Here is a 23,288-nt window from a genome sequence, read left to right on the forward strand (position 1 = left end):
TACTATTCAAACTCCCCCCTTTTTGGGGAGTTTTTGTTTATTTAAACAACACAAACCACAAATTTGCGCAGTAAACATCCAATCAGTTCAACTAGGGGTTTACAACATTTTCAAAGCCTTATATTATGCGCCTCAACAACGGAGAGATGGCTGAGTGGTTGAAAGCACCGGTCTTGAAAACCGGCATACGTTAATAGCGTATCTAGGGTTCAAATCCCTATCTCTCCGCCACTTTTAGAAAAAGCCCGCTAAGAAATTAGCGGGCTTTTTCGCATCTCCAGACTTAAAAAGATTTGTACAAATCACTTACCACTTCTTGAACGCAACTAAGCACTCCGCCACACTCCGAAAGAACCCACAAAAAATTAATGCCCTTTTCGTTCGTTCCAGTGTTGAATCAATTTGATATTTACATCTAGTTGTATCTACTCATCAATAAAGACTTCTTTAGCGGCATTGATAAGCTGCAAATGGATTGGGACGAGGTCAGCATGATTCGTTCGATATCCACCTCCAACGACAGCTGCGACAGGGATACCTCGAGATTTCACTGTTTGCATTAAAAATCTATCACGTTCTAAAATCCCTTGAGTCGACACATCAAAATATCCAAGCTCATCGTCTTGATGTATATCGACACCAGCATCGTAGATAACTAAATCAGGGCGATGAAGATTAAGTGCCATATCGACCACTTCTTTAAACGCCATTAAAAAATCCTCATCACCTGTCCCTCGCACCAAAGGCACATCGAGGTCAGACTGAGGCTTCCTCGCTGGGAAGTTTTTATCACAGTGGAAAGAAAGCGTGATGATATCTGGCTCATCGTCACATAAAGTTGCTGTTCCATCCCCATGGTGAACATCACTATCAATGATCAATACTTTATCGACATGCTCGACTTCGAGCGCTTGCCTGGCCGCGATCACTAAGTCATTAAATAAACAAAAACCACTGCCAAACTCTTTGTGTGCGTGGTGATACCCACCACTCAAATGAATGGCCACACCGTACTCAAGTGCCTTTTTTGCGGTCAGAGCCGTGCCCGCTGCTGAAGTTAGCGTTCTGGTAATGAGAGACTCACTCCAAGGAAAACCTATTCGGCGCATCTTCGCAGCTGGCATGTTTCCACTAACAAGTAACTCGACGTATTCCTCGTCATGAACACGTTTTACTTCCCCAACAGTTAATGCTTCGGGCTGGAAAAACTGCGTGTGCTCTTTCCAGTTATCTTTCTCCATATGCACCAATACCGATTCATAGAGGTACTGGTATTTCATAATTGGGTAACGATGCCCCTCTGGCAACTCAAGTTGAGAATAAATCGGGTGGTAGATAAGTGGCAGCATGAGAAATTCTTAATAACAATGGTAACGAAATAGTATCAACTTCAAGGGTTGAATAAAACGCAATTTAATTGATAATGATTTTCAATATCAATTAAATTTAATATACATATGAATTCTACTTTCTTTGCTATTCTCGGCGCACTGTTTGGCTCTCTTTGTGCTCTGTCCCTATTTTCATCTCTTGTTGTTGGTGCGTGGTGGTTGGTTGATTTTATTGTGCTTAGCTAACACAATGACTTTCAACTGAAATCAAAAAAACATAGGTGTTTGTATGAGTCAAACCGTCTTTATTACCGGAGCAAATCGCGGCATTGGCCTTAGCTTAACTGAGCTGTACCTGAAGCAAGGCCACCAAGTACATGCTACTAGCCGTTCCTTAGAGAACAGTTCAGAACTACAAACTCTAGCCTCACAATTCAGCAATCTAGTTTTGCACGAACTGGATGTCACGCACTACGAACAAGTCGCTAAGCTTGCCGATAAACTCCCTGCCATCGACTTACTCATCAATAATGCAGGATATTACGGGCCCAAGGGATATGGCTTTGGAAATACTGACGTAGAAGCATGGCGTAAAGTCTTCGAAGTAAACACCATTGCTCCATTAAAACTGGTTGAGTACTGTTACCCTCGCTTACAACAAGGCAAGATGAAAAAGATTGCTTGTATCTCATCAAAAGTCGGCAGTATGACCGAAAATACGTCCGGCGGCGGCTATATTTATCGCTCATCGAAAGCGGCGCTTAACTCGGTTGTGAAAAGCTTAAGTAATGATTTAACACCTGAAGGATTTACCGTTTTAGCGCTTCACCCTGGTTGGGTAAAAACGGCGATGGGCGGGCCAAATGCTTTGATAGATACGCAAACCTCCGCGCTAGGCCTAGCGAACGTGATAGAACTGAGCACACCGCAGCTTTCAGGTCGATTTATTAACTACGATGGTACTGAGTTACCTTGGTAGCAGCATTAAGACACAACCATCACTAAACCAAATACCATCAAAGCCAGGCTTCATAATCGTGACTTGGTTGGCAAACATAATGTTCATCAGTGATCCACCAGCATAATTCGCGCAATCTAACTTGAATTTATCTACATCCAATCCAGACTTAGGAAAAAGTAGAACAAATAAGGAGAAAGCACGATGGCAGCAGATAGGGATTTGGTTAATTTTAGCGAAGAGCACGAACTAAATTACTGCTTGAGAAGTGCTGGTAAACGCCAAACTCAAGCGAATCGAGATACATTAGTTGACTTGGGCAACCAGGTGAAAGAGGTACTGGACAAACGCGTGTTAACTCAAGGTGAAGTAAGAGGCGCGATCCAAAACCACGGTGATCTGTTCGAGTAATCTATTTTCAAGCATGCGCGGAGTTTAATTACGCCGCGCTTGTCCTATGCCTGCTTACCTTTGGTTGCACGAGATTTAGTCGCGCCACCATTCTTTGAATAACTGCGCTTTTTACGTTTAAACGCAGGACGTTCCACCTTGGGTAGATGACGTAATGAATCAGGGATAGGCCCTGCTTTTACTTGTGCCATCAAGCTATCAATGCGTTGTTCCAGTGCTTGCATGAACGGCTGATATGCTTGATTTCTCTCTGCCATACCTTGTAACTGGTGCTCCCAATGAGCCGTCATATCAGGGTATGTTGAATCTTCTGGCAAGGCATGAATGAGACCTCTTCCAGCAGGAGAACTGAGAATTGACTTACCTTGACGCGTAAGCAGTTGGCGTTTGAACAGCGTGTCCAAAATACCAGCGCGAGTCGCTTCCGTGCCTAGCCCATCAGTGTCACGAAGGATTTTTTTCAGTTCTTTATCCGCAACGTAACGGGCGATCCCGGTCATCGCTTGCAACAACGATGCCTCGGTAAAATGCTTTGGTGGCTCGGTTTTTCGGTCTTTTATTTCCCCTTCACGACAAGTTAACACGGTGCCTTCGGGTAGCGGTGGCACGGCATCAATACCTTCATCTTCCTTGTCAGTGTTGCCCATTAGCGCTTTCCAACCCGGCGAAACTAACTGACGACCTTTCGCGACAAACGTACCACCAGCGATATCGAAAACCAATTTCGCTTCTGCGTAAACCGCCGCCGGATAGAACTGCATGAGGTACTGGCGTGCAATCAATTGATACACTTTCATCTCATTGCCGGAAAGCGCATTCACATTAGCTTGCTTCGGTGTAGGGATAATCGCATGGTGCGCATCCACTTTTTTATCGTTCCAGGCTTTGGACTTTAATGTTAAGTCTGCTCCCTGAACGGCAACTTGCAACTCTTTTGCGTTATTCGCAATAGCAGTTGTCACCGTCCCTGCTTGTGAGTAGTGTTCCATCGGTAAATAGCGACAATCTGAACGCGGGTAAGTGATCAGCTTGTGCTTTTCATACAATGCCTGACAAGTATCTAGTACTTGTTGCGCACTCATACCATAGCGCTTCGCGGCATCGATCTGTAAGGCAGATAACGAATAAGGTAATGGTGCTGATTGCTTGGTTTGCTTTTGTTCCGACTCCGTCACTTTTGCAGGTTGATTTGCGATGCGGTTTGCAACATTTTCCACCAACTTACGGTTTAACACTCGACCTTCTTCGTCCTGCCAAGGCTTGCATGCCTCACTTGGCTTCCAACGAGCACGAATATCAAAAGTACCATTGGCATCTTGATATGGGATCAGAGCATGTAGGGTAAAATAGTCCTTCGGGACAAAGTTTTCGATTTCTTCATCACGACGCACCACTAAGCCAAGAACTGGCGTTTGCACTCGCCCTACCGAGAGAACACCTTGATACCCTGCTTTTTGACCAAGCAAGGTATAAGCACGAGACATGTTCATACCATACAGCCAATCAGCCCGAGAGCGGGCCAATGCAGAAACTGAAAGTGGGATAAACTCGCGATTACTGCGCATAGAACTGAGTGCGCGTTTAACCGCAGGTAAGTTCAAGTCGGAAATCAGCAAACGCTGTGTGGATTCCTTCTTGGTTTTAGATAACTTGCAATAGTCCAGAACTTCATCAACTAACAGCTGACCCTCTCGATCTGGGTCTCCTGCATGAATGACTTCGTTAGCTTCTTTGAGCAATTTACGAATCACTGTTAATTGCTTACTTGCGCTTTTCCTCGGTCTGAGCTGCCATTGCTGCGGAACAATTGGTAAATCTGCCATATTCCACTTTTTATAACGCTCATCGTAAGCGTCAGGTTCGACTTGTTCGAGCAAATGGCCGATACACCAAGTAACGATATCCCCGTTCCCACAGCGGATGAATCCTTGATCTTTCTTTTGAGGGTTTGGCAGTGCAGCGGCAATCGCACGGCCTAAACTTGGTTTTTCAGCAATAAACAGACGAGACATAACGTTTTGGAAATAAATATAATTAGGGCCACATTATCGAATGTAGCCCTAATAAATCAAGAAAAACTGTATAAATAAACAGTCAGTTTATTTAAGTTTTTAGTTATAGGAATTCAACAAACTGAGAAAGGTCACGCTCAGGAACTTTCATCGGTGTACAACCAGGCGTGCCTAAGTACAAGAAACCAACAATCTCATCGTCACCCTCTAAACCAAATGCTTGATGAACTTCTGGATGGAACATCCACTTACCTGAGCGCCAAAACCCTTGAAAGCCTTGCGCTACAGCTGCCATTTGCATCGCTTGTACAGCGCATCCCGCAGATAAGTGTTGCTCTAGTGCTGGTACTTTCTCATGTTCTGTTACTTTAGCAATCACCGTGATCACCATTGGTGCGCGAAATGGGGCATTCTTTACCTTTTCGACCACCGCTTCATCACTATTTTCAGCTTCTGCCGCTTTTACCAATATATCTGACAGTTTTTTCAAACCATCGCCCTGTGCGATAACGAAACGCCAAGGGGTTAATCCCGCATGGTCAGGCGCACGAAGGCCAGCACGAATGATGTTCTCAAGTGCTTTACCTTCTGGAGCAGGCGCGGATAACTTCGCGATAGATCGGCGATTGAGCAAAAGATCGAGAGCGTCCATGAAAGAATCCTTATTGAATATCGTTGTTATTTTGTTTACGCCACTTTAGCACAATCTGCTCCTGCGAATAACAACCGGTTTTCTGTGGGCTTGATAACGTGCTTCACTTAACATCAATCTGGGTTTAATGTTAATTTATTCGCGAAATGAATAAGTTGAACATAGGCAGGTTGATGAACAAGGACAAACAAAACAGCATTTACGAAAAGATCGTTAATGACGAAGATGCCCGTGCCTGTAAGGCGATTCCTGAATCAGCTTGTCATCAAGTTCCCGGCAACTTTCTTAAAATCATTCTCGCTCAGTTTTTAACGAAGGTCGGCGATGCGTTAATCAACCCTAAAGTCACGTTGCCGTGGATACTACAAAGTCTCGGGGCACCGGTTTACTTAATTGGTTGGCTCGTTCCTATTCGTGAATCAGGTTCCCTTATCCCACAACTTAGCATCGCGCACTACATCCGACGCATTCCAGTAAGAAAATGGGTCTGGGTAATTGGCAGCATCTTGCAGGCTCTTTCCATATTTGCAATCGGATTGGTCGCATTAACTCTAACAGGAGCAGCTGCGGGTTATGGTGTGATTGCATGTCTTGTGATCTTCAGCCTCTCACGCGGTTTAAATTCCGTCGCATCAAAAGATGTATTGGGCAAAACCATCCCTAAAAACCAACGAGGTCAAGTCAACGGCTGGTCTTCAAGCGCTGCTGGCCTGGTTACGCTGCTTTTCGCTAGCCTTCTGGCACTAGCCTGGTTATGGGACGTAGAGCCGACAGAGCGCTTTTACGGTCTGAGTTTAGGCTTAGCGGGCGTCATATGGCTCATCGCGGCATTAGTCTATGCGCGAATTAATGAGTATGCCGGTGAGGTAGACGGTGGTCGAAATGGCGTCCTCGAAGCATTTAAACAACTCGCGTTACTTAAGACAGACGTGACCTTTCGTCGATTCGTTATCACGCGGACACTATTTTTATGTTCTGCGCTGAGTGCACCGTACTACGTTGTGCTGGCACAGCAATCTCTGGGTGGACAGCTCTGGGTGCTAGCTCTCTTTATGTTTGCGAGTGGCTTAGCCTCCTTTGTGTCAGGTCCTTTCTGGGGAAGAATGTCCGATCGCTCTAGCCGCAGTGTGATGGTCATAGGCGCAATGATGAGCGCGCTACTTGGTGTTGTGTTATTTGTTTACGATACATGGGTCACCGCTAGCCAAAGCTTCCTATTCGTGATTCCTCTGCTTTACTTTTGTGTTTGTATTGCCCACGACGGAATACGAGTCGGACGAAAAACCTATTTAGTTGATATCGCAGAAGGTGACAAACGGACGAGCTATGTAGCCGTGAGTAACACAGTGGTTGGGATAATGCTGCTTCTAATGAGCTCTCTTGGTGTTATGTCGAACTTCTTGAGCCTTTCAGCTGTGGTGTTAGTGTTCTCTTTTATTACTTTTGCTGGCGTGGTAATGGCCAAACAACTGCCAGATATCAGTGACTAGTTCTATACAAAAAAGCTGCGCTCAAAGCGCAGCTTTTATGGTAAACACACATTAAAAGGCTAGAGTTTTACCGCCAATTTAACACCTTGACGAATCGCACGCACAGCATCAAGTTCACCCGCATGGTCAGCTCCGCCAATGATATGAATCTTCTCTCCAAGTTCAGACCATTTATCTTCAAACGGACGTACAGACTCTTGCCCAGCACAAATGATAACTTTGTCTGCATTAAGTACCTGCGCGCTTCCGTCTACATGAATGTGCAAACCTTGATCATCAATTTTATCGTAAGACACGCCGCCGACTAAATGTACGCCCCGTTTTTCAAGGGTACGTTTATGGATCCAACCTGTCGTTTTACCCGGACCTTTACCTACACGACCTTTACGACGCTGAAGTACCCAGACTTCTTTATCGCTGACCGCATCAGGGTAAGGGTATAAACCGCCCGGCTGAGACATCTCCTTGTCGATTCCCCATTCATGCAACCAGTCATCCAACGTTTGTCCAACTGGCTCTGTGAGCATGGTCGCGACATCTACGCCAATGCCACCAGCACCAACGATAGCCACTTTCTCACCGACTGGCGTTTTGTCTCGAATGAGAGTTTGATAGTCGACGACTTTCTCTGGGTTATCAATTCCATCAATATTGACTTTACGTGGCTCAACACCCGATGCCATCACTATCTCATCGTATTCTGTGAGTAAGTCATAGTTCGCTTCCGTCGATAAGTGCAGATTCACGCCTGTTTCATCAATACGGTTAGCGAAATATCGTATCGTCTCTCGAAACTCTTCCTTACCAGGGATCTGCATCGCAAGACGGAACTGACCACCGATGCGGTCGTTCTTTTCGAACAAATCAACCTTATGGCCACGTTCAGCCAGTGTGGTCGCACAAGCCAAGCCCGCAGGTCCAGCACCAACAACTGCAATGTTTTTCTTTTTAAAGGCTGGTTCAACAACAATTTCGGTTTCATAGCACGCTAGAGGGTTCACTAAGCAACTGGCGCGTTTACCTTTAAACACGTTATCTAGACACGCCTGATTACAACCAATACACGTATTAATAAGCTGCGCTTTTTCCTGTTCGGCTTTAGCAACAAAGTAAGGATCGGCCAAGAATGGGCGCGCCATCGAAACCATGTCGGCATGACCGGAAGATAAAATGCGTTCTGCTTCATCTGGCGTATTTATACGGTTGCAAGTGATAATAGGAACCGAAACGTGAGGTTTAACTTTTTCCGTAACCCATGTAAACGCACCGCGTGGTACTTGAGTCGCAATTGTCGGAATTCGAGCCTCATGCCAACCGATACCCGTATTAATAATCGTGACGCCAGCCTCTTCAAGTGCTTTCGCCAATTCGATAACGTCTTCAAAAGTGCTGCCCTGCTCGACAAGATCCAGCATAGAAAGACGGAAGATGATGATGAACTTGTCACCCACCGCCTTGCGTACCGCTTTAACAATTTCTAGCGGAAACCGCATACGTTTTTTATAGCTGCCACCCCATTCGTCGTAACGCATATTAGTACGTTTACATAAGAATTGGTTTATCAAGTAACCTTCCGAGCCCATTAACTCGACGCCATCATAACCAGCAAGCTGTGCTAACTCCGCACTATTAGCAAACGCGTCGATGGTTTTCTTTATCTGGCGGTCGCTCATTTCACTCGGAGCAAACTTTGCAATCGGCGCTTTAATGCCAGATGCACTTTGCGAGAATGGATGCATTGCATAACGCCCAGCATGGAGAATTTGCAACGCAATTTTACCACCGTGCTTGTGCACCGCTTCTGTCACAACTTTATGGGCTTTAGCATGTTTTGGCTTGCTGAATTCAGCACTCAACGGGTGTAAACGACCGCGTAAGTTAGGAGAAAAACCTCCGGTTACAATCAGTCCGACACCGCCTTTCGCGCGTTCTTCATAAAAAGCAGCGAGCTTCTGTAATCCTTCTTTGTGCTCTTCTAAGCCCGTGTGCATTGATCCCATCAGAACTCGGTTTCGTAATTGTGTGAAACCGAGATCCAGTGGCTTTAATAGGTTTGGGTACATGGCAGACATCACTTAACATCCATTGTTATTATCATGGTCTGACCAGATTAAGCCTGCTCAACCAAAAAATCAAACAAGCGTTTACATTTTTGTAACACCGATCAATCTCGTGTGAAAATATGCCAATTGTTGAGTGGTCGTGATAAGCTAAAAAAATGTTATCTTTTGAGATCTTAGAGATAAGAACCCATACTTTGTTAGACTCGGCGTAACTATCTCGTTATGGAGACAAGATGAAAAAACTCTTCAAATTTATTGGTTTGATATTTAAAGGGATATGGAAAAGTATCACTTTCATCAGACTCGCACTGGCAAACCTAATTTTCTTGCTGATGATTGCCGTTTTCTACTTTGCCTTTACTTATACCGGAGACGGTCAACCTGTCGTCGAAAAAGAATCTGCATTGGTGATGAACCTTTCAGGCCCAATTGTCGAACAAAGACGTTATGTAAACCCAATGGACTCTTTTGCTGGTTCCCTTTTGGGTAATGAGTTACCGAAAGAAAACGTCCTTTTCGATATCGTTGATACTATTCGCTACGCGAAAGACGATCCTAAAGTGTCTGGATTAGTGCTAGCACTACGAGACATGCCAGAAACAAATCTCACGAAACTACGTTACATCGCGAAAGCGTTGAACGAATTTAAAGCGTCAGGCAAACCCGTTTACGCCGTAGGTGATTTCTACAACCAAAGCCAATATTACTTGGCAAGTTACTCTGACAAAGTTTATCTGGCACCTGATGGTGGTGTATTGATTAAAGGTTACAGCGCTTACTCAATGTACTACAAAACGTTACTTGAAAAGCTTGACGTTTCTACTCATGTTTTTCGCGTAGGTACTTATAAATCCGCTATCGAACCTTTTATTCGTGATGACATGTCCGATGCGGCGAAAGAGTCAGCAACACGTTGGGTTACTCAATTGTGGAGTGCTTTTGTTGATGACGTAACAACAAACCGAAACATTGATGCGAAAGTGCTTAATCCAACCATGGATGAGCTGATTAACGAGATGAAGTCTGTAAATGGCGATATTGCTCAGCTCGCAGTCAAATTGGGGCTAGTGGATGAACTTGCTACACGCCAAGACATTCGCACTCTATTCGCAAAACAGTTTGGTAGCGACGGCAAAGACAGCTACAACGCGATTGGTTACTACGACTACCTTGCAACGATTCGTCCCGATTACACACTACCTCAGCACGACATCGCCGTTGTTCTAGCAAGTGGCGCGATTATGGACGGTCAACAACCTCGCGGAACTGTTGGTGGTGACACAGTCGCAAGCTTGCTGCGTCAAGCACGCAATGATGAAAAAGTGAAAGCGGTCGTATTACGAGTAGATAGTCCAGGAGGCAGTGCCTTTGCTTCTGAAGTGATTCGTAACGAAGTAGAAGCTCTGAAGCAAGCAGGTAAGCCGGTTGTTGTATCCATGTCGAGTTTGGCCGCTTCTGGTGGTTATTGGATTTCAATGAGCGCAGACAAAATCGTTGCTCAGCCAACAACCCTGACGGGCTCCATTGGTATATTTAGTGTCATCACCACGTTTGAAAAAGGCTTTAGCAAGTTAGGTATTAATACTGATGGCGTTGGCACATCGCCGTTCTCAGGTGACGGTATTACCACTGGCCTTTCTGAGGGCGCGTCTCAAGTGTTCCAATTAGGTATCGAGCACGGTTACAAGCGCTTTATTTCTCTAGTTGGCGAGAATCGCGATATGTCTCTAGAGGAAGTTGACAAAGTTGCTCAAGGTCGAGTTTGGACTGGCCAAGATGCACTATCCTTTGGTCTTGTCGATCAAATGGGTGACTTTGATGATGCTGTAGAGCTAGCGGCGAAACTAGCGAACGTAACCGATTACGGCATTTACTGGGTAGAAGAGCCTCTTTCACCTACTGAACTATTTCTACAAGAGTTTATGAAACAGGTGAAAGTCTCTCTAGGTATTGATGCAACAAGCTTGCTACCAAAAAGTCTTCAACCCGTAGCTCAACAATTCGAACAAGACGCAAGCTTGCTCCAAAGCTTCAACGATCCTAAAGGTCAATACGCATTTTGTTTGAACTGCCAAGTGCAGTAGTTTTTCCATCAATATTACAAAGGGCACTTCTACTTGAAGTGCCCTTTTTATTAGGCTTTGCATCTCCTCAGATGACTTTCTGATGCTGTGCGTATAGCCTCGCATCTCAAGGTTATTTAGGTATATAATCCCCGCCTCTGTTCCCCTACACGAAAGAAAAAACGATGACTAGAAAACACATCTACATCGCTTACACCGGTGGTACCATCGGAATGCAAAAATCCGACCACGGCTATGTGCCTGTTGCTGGCTTTATGGAAAAGCAATTAGCAAGCATGCCCGAATTCCATCGTCCTGAAATGCCGGATTACACCATCCACGAATACGACCCTCTGATTGACTCATCAGATATGACACCTGCTGACTGGCAGCAGATTGCGAATGATATTCGTGACAACTATGACAAATACGATGGTTTCGTTATCCTACATGGTACTGACACCATGGCGTACACAGCGTCCGCATTGTCTTTCATGCTTGAAAACCTTGGTAAGCCAGTGATTGTAACGGGTTCACAAATCCCTCTCGCAGAGCTGCGTTCTGACGGCCAAGCAAACCTATTAAACGCGCTACATATTGCAGCAAACTACCCGATCAACGAAGTAACTTTGTTCTTCAATAATCAATTGATGCGTGGTAACCGCAGCACAAAATCTCATGCAGACGGTTTTAATGCCTTTACTTCACCAAACCTTCCTCCACTATTGGAAGCTGGGATCAATATTCAAGTTAGCAACAGCGTAACCGTTGGTGCACAACCAGAAGGTGAGTTTAAGGTTCACAACATCACGCCACAACCAATCGGGGTGATCACCATGTACCCAGGTATTTCACACGAAGTTATCCGCAACACGCTTCGTCAGCCCGTGAATGCGATGATTCTTCTGACTTTTGGTGTCGGTAATGCTCCTCAGAACCCTGAGCTGCTTGGTCACCTGAAAGAAGCCTCTGAGCGCGGCGTTATTGTCGTCAACCTAACTCAGTGTTTGGCAGGTAAAGTGAATATGGGCGGATATGCCACAGGTTGTGCTCTCGCAGACTCTGGTGTTATCAGTGGCTTTGACATGACGCCCGAAGCGGCGCTGGCAAAACTACACTACCTTCTAAGCCAAAACCTTTCTTACGAAGAAGTAAAAGAGAGAATGCAACAAGTACTGCGTGGTGAAATGAGCCTGTAAGTTCAAGCTTTCTACGATCTAAAAAGCCCAATACAATTTGGGCTTTTTTCTTTCAAAATCAAAATAATAAAATTTTGAGAAATAAGGCGTAAGGATTAATCAATGTTCGGATTGACACGAACAATATCGCTCTCTTCTCCGCTGAATTGTTTTTTAAGCTCTTGTTTTGATTTAAAACTGATTTCACCACCGGCTGCAACCGTCATATGCTGCGCATCAGTATTATGTTTTGATTGATACAACATCACAGCTTGCATACACGAATCTCGCTGCTCTTTAGAAAGTGTTGTACCCTCAGGCCATCTTCCCGTTTCTACTGCATAGACTAAGCGATCATAAACTTCTGGAGTCATCGCTTGTAATAGTTGTTCTGCGTCCATAGTGTACCTTCTTATTACATTCTATTTACAGAACATAACGGGTTAAGAAACTGAGTCAAGAATACGAAAATGAATTGGTGTAACGGATCACAAGCAAAGCCATGAAAAGAACAAACTGGTTACTTCTCAGCCTCGCATGTTTTGCGCTATCGGGCTGTTTTGAAGGTAACGTGACAACCGAAGAGTTGTGCCAAAAAACACCAGAGCTGCGTTGCGAGCAGCTCAATATGGATGACGGCCAATGTCGAATTCCAAGAACAAATTTGGTTTGGCATCGGTTTGAGCAATTGAAAAACCCATCGGAAGCAAACCAAATCATCGAATACGGTCTGGTCGCTGAATATAGGAAATGCTTAGAACTCGCCTCCCAGATCACCCCTATTGATCAAAGTGCTCTCAAAAGACAACGCTTTAATGCATTGGTACACAGTATTGATGAGCTAGAGCGCATTGTAAACGAGTTAAAAGGCTCAGAAAACCCGGCTACTTTGTATTTTTTATGGTCTCAAACGGGAGATACTCAAGCTCGGCGCGCATTTTTACAAATGGAAGGGTCTCCCCAATTAAATAATGCTGAGATGCAATATGCATTAGCCACTTTTTATACCAACCGAGATACCAAGAAAACCCTGGAGCTTCTTAATAACGCGTTGTCTTTATCTGATGAAGACAACATCAATCCGGTCATTCTCAAGTCAATGGCAAGTATTCATCAGGGGCTTGGAGACAAAGAGCAAGCGTATCTATGGGCAATGGTCGCGAAGAGATTCGACGTACCGCTTGCTGATGAAAAGCAGCTCCAACGTATGTTCAATTTCAGTCATCCAGAGCGATATAAGCAGTTGGATGAATTAGCCGAATCGGTGGCGAAAGCCATAGAGAAAGGTATCTATTCCCCAGCAATGATACCCACTGAGATATAAACGAAAAACTCCCGCAATGAGCGGGAGTTTTTCGTTTAAGTCGAGCGACACTCAGATCACCGTTGAGCATGAATCATCCTGAAAGGATAAAACAATCTCGAGCACAATTTTGTCGTTATTATTCTGATTTGTTGAAAATTAACGACACAGAATTAACACAAAAACGCTCTCCTGTGGTCTGTGGGCCATCTTCAAAAACGTGCCCTAGATGGCTATCACACGTTGCACAACGAATCTCTGTACGTACCATTCCGTGACTTAGATCTTCTAAATAGCGCACCGCTTGATCGTTGATAGGCGCATCAAAACTTGGCCACCCGCAGCCAGAGTCATACTTGTTATCAGAGACAAAGAGAGGGGCATTACAACAAGTACAAGCATAAACACCAGTTTCCTTATTATGCAGTAGCTTACCGCTGAAAGGAGGCTCTGTACCTTGCTCTCGGCAAACACGGAACTCTTCATCAGACAGTTGCTCACGCCACTGTTCATCTGACTTCGTCACTTTTTTCCCGCTTTGTTCCACGACTTTCGGCTCCTTATTTACTGTTCTTGGTATTGACTTTTTTAGCAAAAAACTTGCTTCTCTTAACAGTTGTAGCACATACTTTCTCACCAGGACACCATGCGTAATTAATTTGATAAGAGCACTTATCTCACCAGTTATATTACGCCAACTGGGCTACAGAAGAATCAGTTAAAAGTTTAAAAAACGTACATTTGCAAAGAATTGTTAAAAAAAGCGTCGCTTTTTTTTGACTTTAAACAAGTTAAGTCCGATTATCACTTGCAGATGTTTACTGGATTCTGTAATTTTACTACCAGTTATCTTTAATCAGAAATTAAGTTGTGGAGCAACTATAATGACTATCAAAGTAGGTATTAACGGTTTTGGCCGTATCGGTCGTTTCGTATTCCGTGCAGCGCAAGAGCGCAACGACATCGAAGTAGTAGGTATTAACGACCTTATCGATGTAGATTACATGGCATACATGCTTAAGTATGACTCAACTCACGGCCGTTTCAACGGTACTGTTGAAGTTGAAGGCGGTAACCTAATCGTTAACGGTAAAACTGTACGTGTTACTGCAGAGCGCAACCCTGAAGACCTAAAATGGGACGAAATCGGTGTTGACGTTGTAGCTGAAGCAACTGGTCTTTTCCTAACTGACGAGACTGCACGTAAGCACATCACTGCTGGCGCGAAAAAAGTTGTACTAACTGGTCCTTCTAAAGACGCTACTCCAATGTTCGTTAACGGCGTAAACTTCGACACTTACGCTGGTCAAGACATCGTTTCTAACGCTTCTTGTACTACTAACTGTCTAGCGCCTATCGCTAAAGTTCTTAACGACAAGTTCGGTATCGAATCTGGTCTTATGACTACAGTTCACGCAACTACAGCAACTCAAAAAACTGTAGATGGTCCTTCTGCTAAAGACTGGCGCGGTGGTCGTGGTGCTTCTCAAAACATCATCCCATCTTCAACTGGTGCTGCTAAAGCTGTAGGCGTTGTACTTCCAGAAGTAAACGGCAAACTAACTGGTATGGCTTTCCGCGTACCAACTGCTAACGTTTCTGTAGTTGACCTAACTGTTAACCTAGTTAACGGTGCTTCTTACGAAGACATCTGTAAAGCGATGAAAGAAGCTTCTGAAGGCGAACTAAAAGGCGTTCTAGGCTACACTGAAGATGCAGTTGTATCTCAAGACTTCATCGGCGAAGTTTGCACTTCAGTATTCGATGCTAAAGCTGGTATCGCACTAACTGACAAATTCGTTAAAGTTGTATCTTGGTACGACAACGAAATCGGTTACTCAAACAAAGTTCTAGACCTAATCGCTCACATCTCTAAGTAATTAGAAAGTTAGCAATTAGCGAATAACTTCGTTAAAGAAAAGGCGGCTCTAGAGTCGCCTTTTTTGTATCTGGAATTTGAGAGAATGCAGGCTCGATGTTGCATTTAATGTGCGAAGCGCGTCTAAAAGCTCTCCCCCAGCGATAGGAAACTACACATGGATTTAAAAACTCTCCCAGCCCTAACGGTGCTATCTGATAACGTCACTATCGTTGAAGTTGATCAGATAAAAATCGTCCGCGTGATTCATGAAAAAGCAACGGCAGGCATCTCGCTACACGGTGGTCATGTCGTGTCGTTCACGCCTGAAGGTCAAGAAGATCTGATCTGGATGAGCGAAAAAGCTGTCTTCGATGGTAAAGCTGCTCTTCGCGGTGGTATTCCGGTTTGTTGGCCTTGGTTTGGGCGTATTGCTGCTCCAGCTCACGGCTTTGCCCGCACCGCAGAATGGGAGTTGGTTGAACATCGTGAGAACCATAACGGTGTGATTGTTGAACTTGCTCTGTTCCCGACAGAAGAAATCCACGATATTTGGCCCCATATGTTTGACGCTCGTTTGGTGATTGAAGTGGGCGATGAGCTAAAAGTGACGCTCAAAATCATGAACATCGATGACGAGGCTTGGACCTTCTCTGGCGCATTACATACTTACCTAAACGTTGGAGACATTAAGCAAGCACAAACGACAGGCATGGGTGCCGAGTACATTGATAGCTTGAAAGCTGATGCGGTATGCCAAGGTGGTAATGTTCTACAACTAACTGACACCATTGATCGCGTTTACACGCAACCAGAAGCGAAAATTTTGGTAAAAGACCCGGTATTGGATCGTACGCTAAGCGTACACAACCAAGGCCACAACTCAGCAGTATTATGGAACCCTTGGGCAGAAGGTGCGCAAAGCATGGGTGACATGGCTGACGATGGTTATCAAACCATGTTGTGTGTGGAGTCTGCTGTTCATGCACCAAGTATTGAGCAAGGTCAAACGCTCCAACCAGGTGAGACACATGAACTTGTCACTGTCATTTCAGCGCAGTAAGAATCACCATATAAAGGCCGGGGATACCCGGCTTTTTTTGTAATAAAAGCTCTGCTTAGATGGTCCTATCTTTACTAACTTATTGGTTACTGGTCACTTTTGACGGTTTCATTAATAAATATCAAAAAAATTGATCATATAAACCGATAGCATACCGATACAAAACTCATAAATAATAAAAATATCAGGAATTAGTCTATGTTAGAGAGATACCGAAATCAAAGTGTCGGATTCCAGTTGAAACTGGTGATCACTTTGTGTCTATTCATTGCTTTCAGCAGTATTGCAGCGCTTGTTTACCGCAACGCTTCCGATGTTCTATTGGAAAGCACACTGAAAGAACACCAATCTAAAGTAGAATCAATGGCAAAAACCATTGCTGGCCAATTCGATGCTTACCTGCACACCGCTAAAGTCCTCGAATCTACTTTTCGCAATGGCTACCTTGCCGGTGTCTATGTCGAAAATTACACGGTTGACTTCATGGGACATGAAGTACCAAACATCACTCAATACAGTGAAAGCTTAATTAATGACACCAAGTTGGTCGACAGTTTCACACGTGATACCGGCGCTATAGCAACGCTATTCGCACCATTGGGTGACGACTTTATTCGGGTGTCCACCTCCCTAAAAGATCCACAAGGTCAGCGAGCGGTCGGAACCACGCTAGGCATCAACCATCCTGGTTATCAGCAACTTAAAGCAGGACAACCGTATTACGCTCAAATTAAATTGTATGGCGAGCGCTACATTACCTACTATGCCCCAATCAAAGATGCGACAGGAAAGGTAGCAGGCCTATCGTTTATTGGCTTACCAGTAGACCAAGCGACACAAACCTTATTCGATGCACTCGAAGAGATAAAATGGGGCGACACTGGTTACACCATTATCGTTGATAACGACGAAAACAATCTTGGTAAATACCTACTTCATCCAGCAAAAAGCGGCTCAGATTCGTCAATACTAGAAGTCGCCGACTACAATGGTCACAAGCCTTTTGGCCAGATTTTCGAACAATCTAGTGGATTAATTCGCTACCCTTTCGAGTACCAAGGTAACGTAGGCGAAAAGTATCTTGTCTACACAGAGGTTCCAGGTTGGAACTGGAAACTGCTAGGCGGTACGTTTATCAAAGAAGTTACAAAAGGTAGCGACACGCTTCTCACACTCATTGCCATCATTTCTTCGGTAGCGGCAATCATTACTTTTGTTGTACTGACACTTTTCTTGAATCACAGCTTACAACCTCTCACGACTCTAAACTCATACATGACTCGCTTAGCCGGCGGCGAAGTCAGCTTGAGCATCCCAGCGTCTCGTAAAGCATCAAAGAATGAAATTACGAACCTGAGCTCGGGTGTCGCCAGTATGGCAAGTCAGCTCAATGAACTTGTCGGTAAGATCCGTTCAACAAGCGACTTAGTGGAGAGCAACTCCACCAGCGTTGCCAACGATGCACATAGCAATTTGACCCAAGCCGACCGACAACAACAAGAAGTCGAGCAAGTTGTGACAGCGATTGAAGAAATGGCCTCTTCCGCTCAATCTGTCGCACAACAAGTCGAAAGCATTGCGGAAAACGTACGCTCAGCAAATACTGATAGTCAATCTGGTCTCGCGATTGTTGAAGGCGTATGTATCGACGTTGCTCAACTTAACGATCAATTGGATCAATCAGCAACGGCTATCGAGCAAGTAAATCGCGATAGCGAGAGTATTCAAACCGTCACTAAAATGATTGATGAAATTGCTGAGCAAACCAATTTACTTGCCTTGAATGCCGCCATTGAAGCAGCACGAGCAGGTGAGCAAGGCCGTGGCTTCGCTGTTGTAGCAGATGAAGTGCGCACACTTGCGCACCGAACCCAAAGCTCAGTTCAAGATGTCGTGGAAATTATCGAGAAACTAAAAGGGTCGACTCATAATGCAGTTAATATGATGACAGACAGCCAACGCAGTGCAAACCAGGTCTTGGACAAAGCACAAGACGCGGGCACAGCATTAGAAGCCATAGCAGTACAAGTGCAGTCGATAGCCTCTCAAGCCGACGCCATTGCAGCGACTTCAGAAGAACAAGCTCAAGTTTCACAAGAAATTGCAGCAAATGCCCATTCTATCAGTGAACTTAACCGAGAAAGCCGCAACACGAGCGCAAAAACCTCGCAAAGTGCCATTGAACTTCAACAACAAGCACGAAACTTGAAAGAGCAAGTAGACTTCTTCCACTAATACTTAATAAGAGCCGACCCAGTCGGCTCTTTTTGTTTCACTTGAGACCATGCTTTTTGATAGAATTTGCCGCCCTACTTCCTGTTCGAGATCGTCATGAACTATCAATGCCCTCTATGCCACCAAGCTCTAGCGTTAAATGAAAAAACGTTTAAGTGCGAAAACAATCATCAGTTTGACTTAGCAAAAGAAGGCTACGTTAACTTGATGCCAGCGCACCACAAACGTTCTAAAGATCCTGGTGACAACAAAGAGATGATGCAAGCTCGTCGTCGATTCCTTGAAGGAGATTACTACAACCCAATGCGCCAAGAAGTGGCGCAGCTGTGTGCAACATACACTGAGGGGAGCACTCATCAATTATTAGATATTGGTTGTGGTGAAGGTTACTACACAGATCAAGTACAAAAGACGATAGAAACACAAGCAAACCATGCCACGATTTATGGCTTAGACATTTCCAAAGTTGCCATTCGTTACGCGGCGAAGCGTTACACGCACTGCAACTTTAGTGTGGCTTCTAGTCACCGACTTCCCTTCGCAAATGAATCCTTAGATGCCATTTTGCGCATTTATGCCCCTTGTAAAGCTGAGGAGCTGCAGCGCGTTGTAAAAAACGAAGGCGTTGTTATCACGGTTACTCCTGCTAGTCGCCACTTATACCAACTGCGTGAGCGCATTTATCAAGAAGTTCGTCTTCACAATGAAGAACCAGAACATATTAAAGGGTTTGAATTAGAGCACCAGCAGCATCTTAACTATGTTATGGACTTGAAAAACGGAGCCGCAGTCGATTTATTGCAAATGACGCCATTCGCATGGAAAGCAACCGATGCTCTTCGTGAAGAGTTGAAATCCGCTACACTTTTCCAATGTGAGGCTGATTTTATGTTGCGTGTATATCGCAAAAAAACACTCAATTAATAAGTCAAAAAAAACAACAAACGCAAATAGTTATCATTTATATTGATTCATTGCTCAGCCTCCATTAATATCATCCGGACATTTTTGGAGGCTTTTCAATGCGCTTTTCTACTTTGAGCTTGCTCTTTGCAGGCTTACTTACTGGTTGCTCTTCATATACGCACACCAACTCTCACGCAACCTCAGCGGAAGTCACTAGTTTTTACGACTACCAACTATACACCCCTTCTGGCGAGCACATCGCTCTAAGCAAACTGCCAATTGAGCTGCAACAAGCAGATGTCATTCTTATTGGTGAATGGCACACACACGCCGGCGTTCATCGCTTTCAAACCGATATGCTCAAACAACTTACGTCCTACGACCGCTCACTCGCGTTATCTATGGAACAATTTACCCGCGACAAACAACCTGTTGTTGACGCTTACCTACGTGGGGAGATCGGCGAACAGTACTTAATGAAACAAGCCAACGCTTGGCCCAATTATGAAAGCGACTATCGCCCTCTCGTGGAGTTTGCTAAGCAGAAAAATCTCCCGGTCATTGCAGCAAATGCACCAAAGAGCATTGTTCGATGCATTGGTCGACAAGGGCTAGATTACATTAACAAGCTCGATGATGATCAGCGGATGTTCATTGCACAAGCCATCAACACTGGTAGTAGTCCGTACAAAGAAAAGTTCATGGCATCCATGCATCACGGTAAGCCAGAGCAGACGGAAAAACAGTTTGCAGCTCAAGTTACTTGGGATGAAACTATGGCGGAATCTATCGTTAGCTATCTAGACGACAACCCAGGCGCTCAGATTGTCCATGTTGCGGGCAAGTTTCACACCGAGCAAGGGTTGGGTACGGCAGCATCAATCTTAAGCCGCAACCCGAGCTTAAAAGTGGTTGTAATTAGCCCAACAGATAACGTGCTTTCTGATAATACAGACTATCAGTTAGAGGTTCTCGCACCACCAGTACGGTATGTACAAGATGCTCACCGCATGGCGGCATATCAACATCTAACTAAACGCAATAACGATCTTCAATGTAAGTAGCTGGTCTTCAATTTAAGTTACTACCTTGCGTTGCGTTGCATCATCACACCGCTCCGAGTTCATAGAGTGACAACGGTCTGCTTCCTGCTGGTCTATTTTTTGCTAATGATCACCAATAGAAACTAGAAGCGGCAAAAGCAGACCTGTTTTTATCCAAATAGCTTCAGGAATAAACTTTGCCGCCGATAAAAATATAACTGCTTTTTGCCCGCACTCAGTGACCGAGTGTCGATGTTCCAAGGAGTATTCGATGAATCCAGTAGGAAACACTTCTGTTAATAGCTATGCCAAACAATCTGTCGCCTCTAAACAAGCAAGTATTGCACAAGAAGAAACTAGTGCTTCGCCGCTGAAAGTCGAACACAACAAGGTGACGCTTTCGACCGAGGGCAAAGCGCTACTTGCCGCTCTGCAACAAATCGAGCACGACAGCAAGAAAATAGAAGCAAAAGATAAATCTGTTGGTGAAAAGGTCGAATCTTTCACGCATGGTGCGCTTGGCATGGATCACCCTGATAAAATCGAGAAAGAAGAGGATGGCTCATATTCTGCGGGTCAATACCTGTCTGCGGCACTTACCGTTGGTGGCATCATATTGGCATTAGTCTGATAACCAGTCTGATAATCGTCACGACAACAAATCCTATTTGAACCAAACACTTACTGCAGCCCATAATTTAATAAGCCAAAGAACGATATGATGCAAACGTAAGTGAATTCGACCGCTCTTGTGGCCCGATAATACATGCTCGTTTATTGCTCCCTAAACTAGGTTTCTTGTGAAGGCACTGAATGGATAACTTTAGTCCATGCTTTCAACTCCTAAGCGTAATCCAAGCCCACGTTTGTGGGCTTTCTTCTTTCCAAACTAACGAACGTTAGAGAGCGACTCATTTTTTCTGCAAAACCAAACAAAAACGACAATTTGGTTAAACTTTTATTACCGACACAAAACTTTCATAAATCATTGCTTTAATGCCTGCGCTTTCAATAAACAAGGAAAATATAATGAAGCGCTTAGTATCTCCAATCGTTACGGCAGTGGCTGCATCTACCCTCTCTTTCAACGCACTCTCAGCTGAAATCAAAAACGTCATTTTGATGATCGGCGACGGCATGGGTCCTCAACAAGTTGGTTTACTCGAGACCTACGCAAAACACGCACCTAACTCGGTTTACAAAGGCGAAAGCACAGCGTTATACAAACTCGCTCAAGAAGGTGTGATTGGATCATCACTGACCAATCCAGAAGACGCAATTGTCGTCGACTCTGCGTGCTCAGCTACGATGCTAGCGACAGGAATCCCTACCGCTTCTGAAGTCATTGGCATTGATAGCCAAGGCAACCATGTCGAAACTATTTTGGAAAAAGCCAAAAGTAAAGGTAAAGCAACAGGGCTCGTCTCTGATACGCGTATGACCCACGCAACGCCAGCAGCATTTGCCGCTCATCAACCACATCGCTCCCTAGAAAACAGTATTGCGGCGGATATGCTCGAAACAGGCGTAGACGTGATGATGTCTGGGGGACTTCGTCATTGGATTCCAAAGTCGACAAACGACAAGGGAGAGACATACGAGCAACTTGAAAAGCTCACTGAAGGTAATGTCTACCTAAAGTCGAAACGCAAAGACGAACGCAACTTGCTTACTGAGGCACAAGACCAAGGTTACAACCTGGCTTTCAGCCGCGATATGCTCACACAAGCTAAAGGTGACAAATTACTTGGACTTTTTGCTTACTCGGGCATGAACGATGGTATTGCCTACAGTCAAAGCAAAAACGATCCAAAACGCACGCAGCCATCGCTGAAAGAAATGACCACCAAAGCAATCGACATTCTTTCAAAAGACAAAGACGGTTTTTTCTTGATGGTTGAAGGCGGCCAAATTGACTGGGCTGGCCACAGTAACGATGCAGGTACGATGCTGCATGAAATGCTTAAATTCGATGAAGCGGTAAACTCAGTTTATGAGTGGGCAAAAGGCCGTGATGACACCCTGATCATTGTTACTGCTGACCACGAAACCGGCTCTTTTGGCTTTAGCTACTCATCAGCAAACTTGCCTAAACCACAAAAACGCGACGGCGAAGCATTCAAAAATCAGGATTACGCGCCAAACTTCAACTTTGGTCAGTTCGAGATCCTCGATGGTTTATACAACCAAAAGAAAAGTTACTACGGCATGATCAGTGAATTCCAAGCGCTTGATAAGAAAGAGCAAACTCCAGAGAAGTTTGCGGAAGTCGTGAACGCAAATAGCGATTTTTCTATTACGCCTGAGCAAGCAGAACGCGTATTAGCAAGTAAACCAAATCCATACCGACTCGCTGGACACAAATACTTAAGCGAAGAGAACGTACCGACAATCAATGACTTTGATGCTTTCTTTCCTTACAACGACCGTGGCAACTTGCTAGCGCGTGAGCATGCAACAAAGCAAAACACAGTATGGGGGACGGGTACTCATACGCATACTCCTGTCAACGTATTTGCTTGGGGACCTGCAGAAACTATCCTTCCAGTATCAAAAATCATGCACCACTCGCAACTAGGCGAGTACTTGAAGCAACAAATTAAATAATCAACTTGCACTTACTTCACAACTCGTGATGTTTCAACGCTCTCGCAAGGGAGCGTTTTTTTATGCATGAAAACAGTTGACGTTTTAAATCGTACACCACAATAATTATGGGTCT

At 44.6% G+C, this 23,288-nt stretch carries 19 protein-coding genes and 1 tRNA gene; 14 read left to right on the forward strand and 6 right to left on the reverse strand.

Annotated features, from left to right (window positions below):
• The first annotated feature begins 140 nt into the window (after positions 1–140).
• Positions 141–231, forward strand: a tRNA-Ser gene (locus tag R7Q41_RS17945).
• A gap of 194 nt (positions 232–425) precedes the next feature.
• Here the strand turns inward: R7Q41_RS17945 and R7Q41_RS17950 are convergent.
• Positions 426–1,349 carry a histone deacetylase gene (locus tag R7Q41_RS17950; protein ID WP_149192545.1) on the reverse strand — a complete coding sequence of 308 codons (924 nt, stop codon included), beginning with the start codon at positions 1,347–1,349 and terminating at the stop codon, positions 426–428.
• Between the two features lie 271 nt (positions 1,350–1,620).
• On the opposite strand from R7Q41_RS17950, the gene R7Q41_RS17955 reads away from it, so the two are divergent.
• Both R7Q41_RS17955 and R7Q41_RS17960 read left to right on the forward strand, forming a co-directional pair.
• Positions 1,621–2,310 carry an SDR family oxidoreductase gene (locus R7Q41_RS17955; protein ID WP_054575561.1) on the forward strand — a complete coding sequence of 230 codons (690 nt, stop codon included), beginning with the start codon at positions 1,621–1,623 and terminating at the stop codon, positions 2,308–2,310.
• Between the two features lie 183 nt (positions 2,311–2,493).
• Entirely contained in the window at positions 2,494–2,700 is a 207-nt protein-coding gene (locus R7Q41_RS17960; RefSeq protein ID WP_005380717.1) for a hypothetical protein, read from the forward strand.
• A 44-nt stretch (positions 2,701–2,744) separates the two neighbouring features.
• On the opposite strand, the gene R7Q41_RS17965 is transcribed toward R7Q41_RS17960, so the two are convergent.
• Positions 2,745–4,712, reverse strand: a complete 1,968-nt coding sequence (locus R7Q41_RS17965; protein ID WP_318108863.1) for a DNA topoisomerase III — start codon at positions 4,710–4,712, stop codon at positions 2,745–2,747.
• Between the two features lie 103 nt (positions 4,713–4,815).
• Complete coding sequence (locus R7Q41_RS17970) at positions 4,816–5,364, reverse strand: NAD(P)H nitroreductase (RefSeq protein WP_005380711.1); 549 nt, start codon at positions 5,362–5,364, stop codon at positions 4,816–4,818.
• A 173-nt stretch (positions 5,365–5,537) separates the two neighbouring features.
• Between R7Q41_RS17970 and R7Q41_RS17975 the strand changes: the two genes are divergently transcribed.
• Entirely contained in the window at positions 5,538–6,854 is a 1,317-nt protein-coding gene (locus R7Q41_RS17975; protein WP_054701571.1) for an MFS transporter, read from the forward strand.
• A gap of 59 nt (positions 6,855–6,913) precedes the next feature.
• On the opposite strand, the gene R7Q41_RS17980 is transcribed toward R7Q41_RS17975, so the two are convergent.
• The gene (locus tag R7Q41_RS17980; protein WP_005380708.1) at positions 6,914–8,926 is read right to left on the reverse strand and encodes an NADPH-dependent 2,4-dienoyl-CoA reductase; all 2,013 of its coding nucleotides are present in this window, start codon (positions 8,924–8,926) and stop codon (positions 6,914–6,916) included.
• Between the two features lie 224 nt (positions 8,927–9,150).
• Between R7Q41_RS17980 and sppA the strand changes: the two genes are divergently transcribed.
• Both sppA and ansA read left to right on the forward strand, forming a co-directional pair.
• Positions 9,151–11,001, forward strand: coding sequence for a signal peptide peptidase SppA (gene sppA, locus R7Q41_RS17985; protein ID WP_064368684.1), 1,851 nt, complete (start codon positions 9,151–9,153; stop codon positions 10,999–11,001).
• A 164-nt stretch (positions 11,002–11,165) separates the two neighbouring features.
• Positions 11,166–12,179, forward strand: coding sequence for an asparaginase (ansA, locus tag R7Q41_RS17990; protein ID WP_017635822.1), 1,014 nt, complete (start codon positions 11,166–11,168; stop codon positions 12,177–12,179).
• A 95-nt stretch (positions 12,180–12,274) separates the two neighbouring features.
• Here the strand turns inward: ansA and R7Q41_RS17995 are convergent, their stop codons facing one another.
• Positions 12,275–12,559: a YeaC family protein gene (locus tag R7Q41_RS17995; RefSeq protein ID WP_005380700.1), complete on the reverse strand. Its 285-nt coding sequence runs from the start codon at positions 12,557–12,559 to the stop codon at positions 12,275–12,277.
• A 101-nt stretch (positions 12,560–12,660) separates the two neighbouring features.
• On the opposite strand from R7Q41_RS17995, the gene R7Q41_RS18000 reads away from it, so the two are divergent.
• Positions 12,661–13,482 carry a DUF2989 domain-containing protein gene (locus R7Q41_RS18000; protein ID WP_085569746.1) on the forward strand — a complete coding sequence of 274 codons (822 nt, stop codon included), beginning with the start codon at positions 12,661–12,663 and terminating at the stop codon, positions 13,480–13,482.
• 118 nt (positions 13,483–13,600) lie between these two features.
• Here the strand turns inward: R7Q41_RS18000 and msrB are convergent, their stop codons facing one another.
• Complete coding sequence (msrB, locus tag R7Q41_RS18005) at positions 13,601–14,008, reverse strand: peptide-methionine (R)-S-oxide reductase MsrB (protein WP_005380698.1); 408 nt, start codon at positions 14,006–14,008, stop codon at positions 13,601–13,603.
• A gap of 337 nt (positions 14,009–14,345) precedes the next feature.
• Between msrB and gap the strand changes: the two genes are divergently transcribed.
• The 7 genes from gap (at position 14,346) to R7Q41_RS18040 (ending at position 23,173) form a co-directional block, all read left to right on the forward strand.
• Positions 14,346–15,341, forward strand: a complete 996-nt coding sequence (gap, locus tag R7Q41_RS18010) for a type I glyceraldehyde-3-phosphate dehydrogenase (RefSeq protein ID WP_005380697.1) — start codon at positions 14,346–14,348, stop codon at positions 15,339–15,341.
• 156 nt (positions 15,342–15,497) lie between these two features.
• Positions 15,498–16,382, forward strand: a complete 885-nt coding sequence (locus R7Q41_RS18015) for a D-hexose-6-phosphate mutarotase (protein ID WP_054701566.1) — start codon at positions 15,498–15,500, stop codon at positions 16,380–16,382.
• A 198-nt stretch (positions 16,383–16,580) separates the two neighbouring features.
• Positions 16,581–18,617, forward strand: coding sequence for a methyl-accepting chemotaxis protein (locus tag R7Q41_RS18020; protein WP_033907353.1), 2,037 nt, complete (start codon positions 16,581–16,583; stop codon positions 18,615–18,617).
• 96 nt (positions 18,618–18,713) lie between these two features.
• Positions 18,714–19,541: a 23S rRNA (guanine(745)-N(1))-methyltransferase gene (gene rlmA, locus R7Q41_RS18025; RefSeq protein ID WP_085569745.1), complete on the forward strand. Its 828-nt coding sequence runs from the start codon at positions 18,714–18,716 to the stop codon at positions 19,539–19,541.
• Between the two features lie 98 nt (positions 19,542–19,639).
• Positions 19,640–20,587 (forward strand): ChaN family lipoprotein, encoded by a 948-nt coding sequence (locus R7Q41_RS18030; protein ID WP_054701560.1) that lies wholly within the window; start codon positions 19,640–19,642, stop codon positions 20,585–20,587.
• A gap of 250 nt (positions 20,588–20,837) precedes the next feature.
• On the forward strand, positions 20,838–21,197 hold the full coding sequence (locus R7Q41_RS18035) for a hypothetical protein (protein ID WP_318144617.1): 360 nt from the start codon (positions 20,838–20,840) through the stop codon (positions 21,195–21,197).
• Positions 21,198–21,595: 398 nt separating this feature from the next.
• Entirely contained in the window at positions 21,596–23,173 is a 1,578-nt protein-coding gene (locus tag R7Q41_RS18040) for an alkaline phosphatase (RefSeq protein ID WP_025767190.1), read from the forward strand.
• Positions 23,174–23,288 lie beyond the last annotated feature (115 nt).

This window comes from Vibrio sp. 2096 (genome assembly GCF_033339595.1).
Taxonomy (GTDB): domain Bacteria; phylum Pseudomonadota; class Gammaproteobacteria; order Enterobacterales; family Vibrionaceae; genus Vibrio; species Vibrio alginolyticus.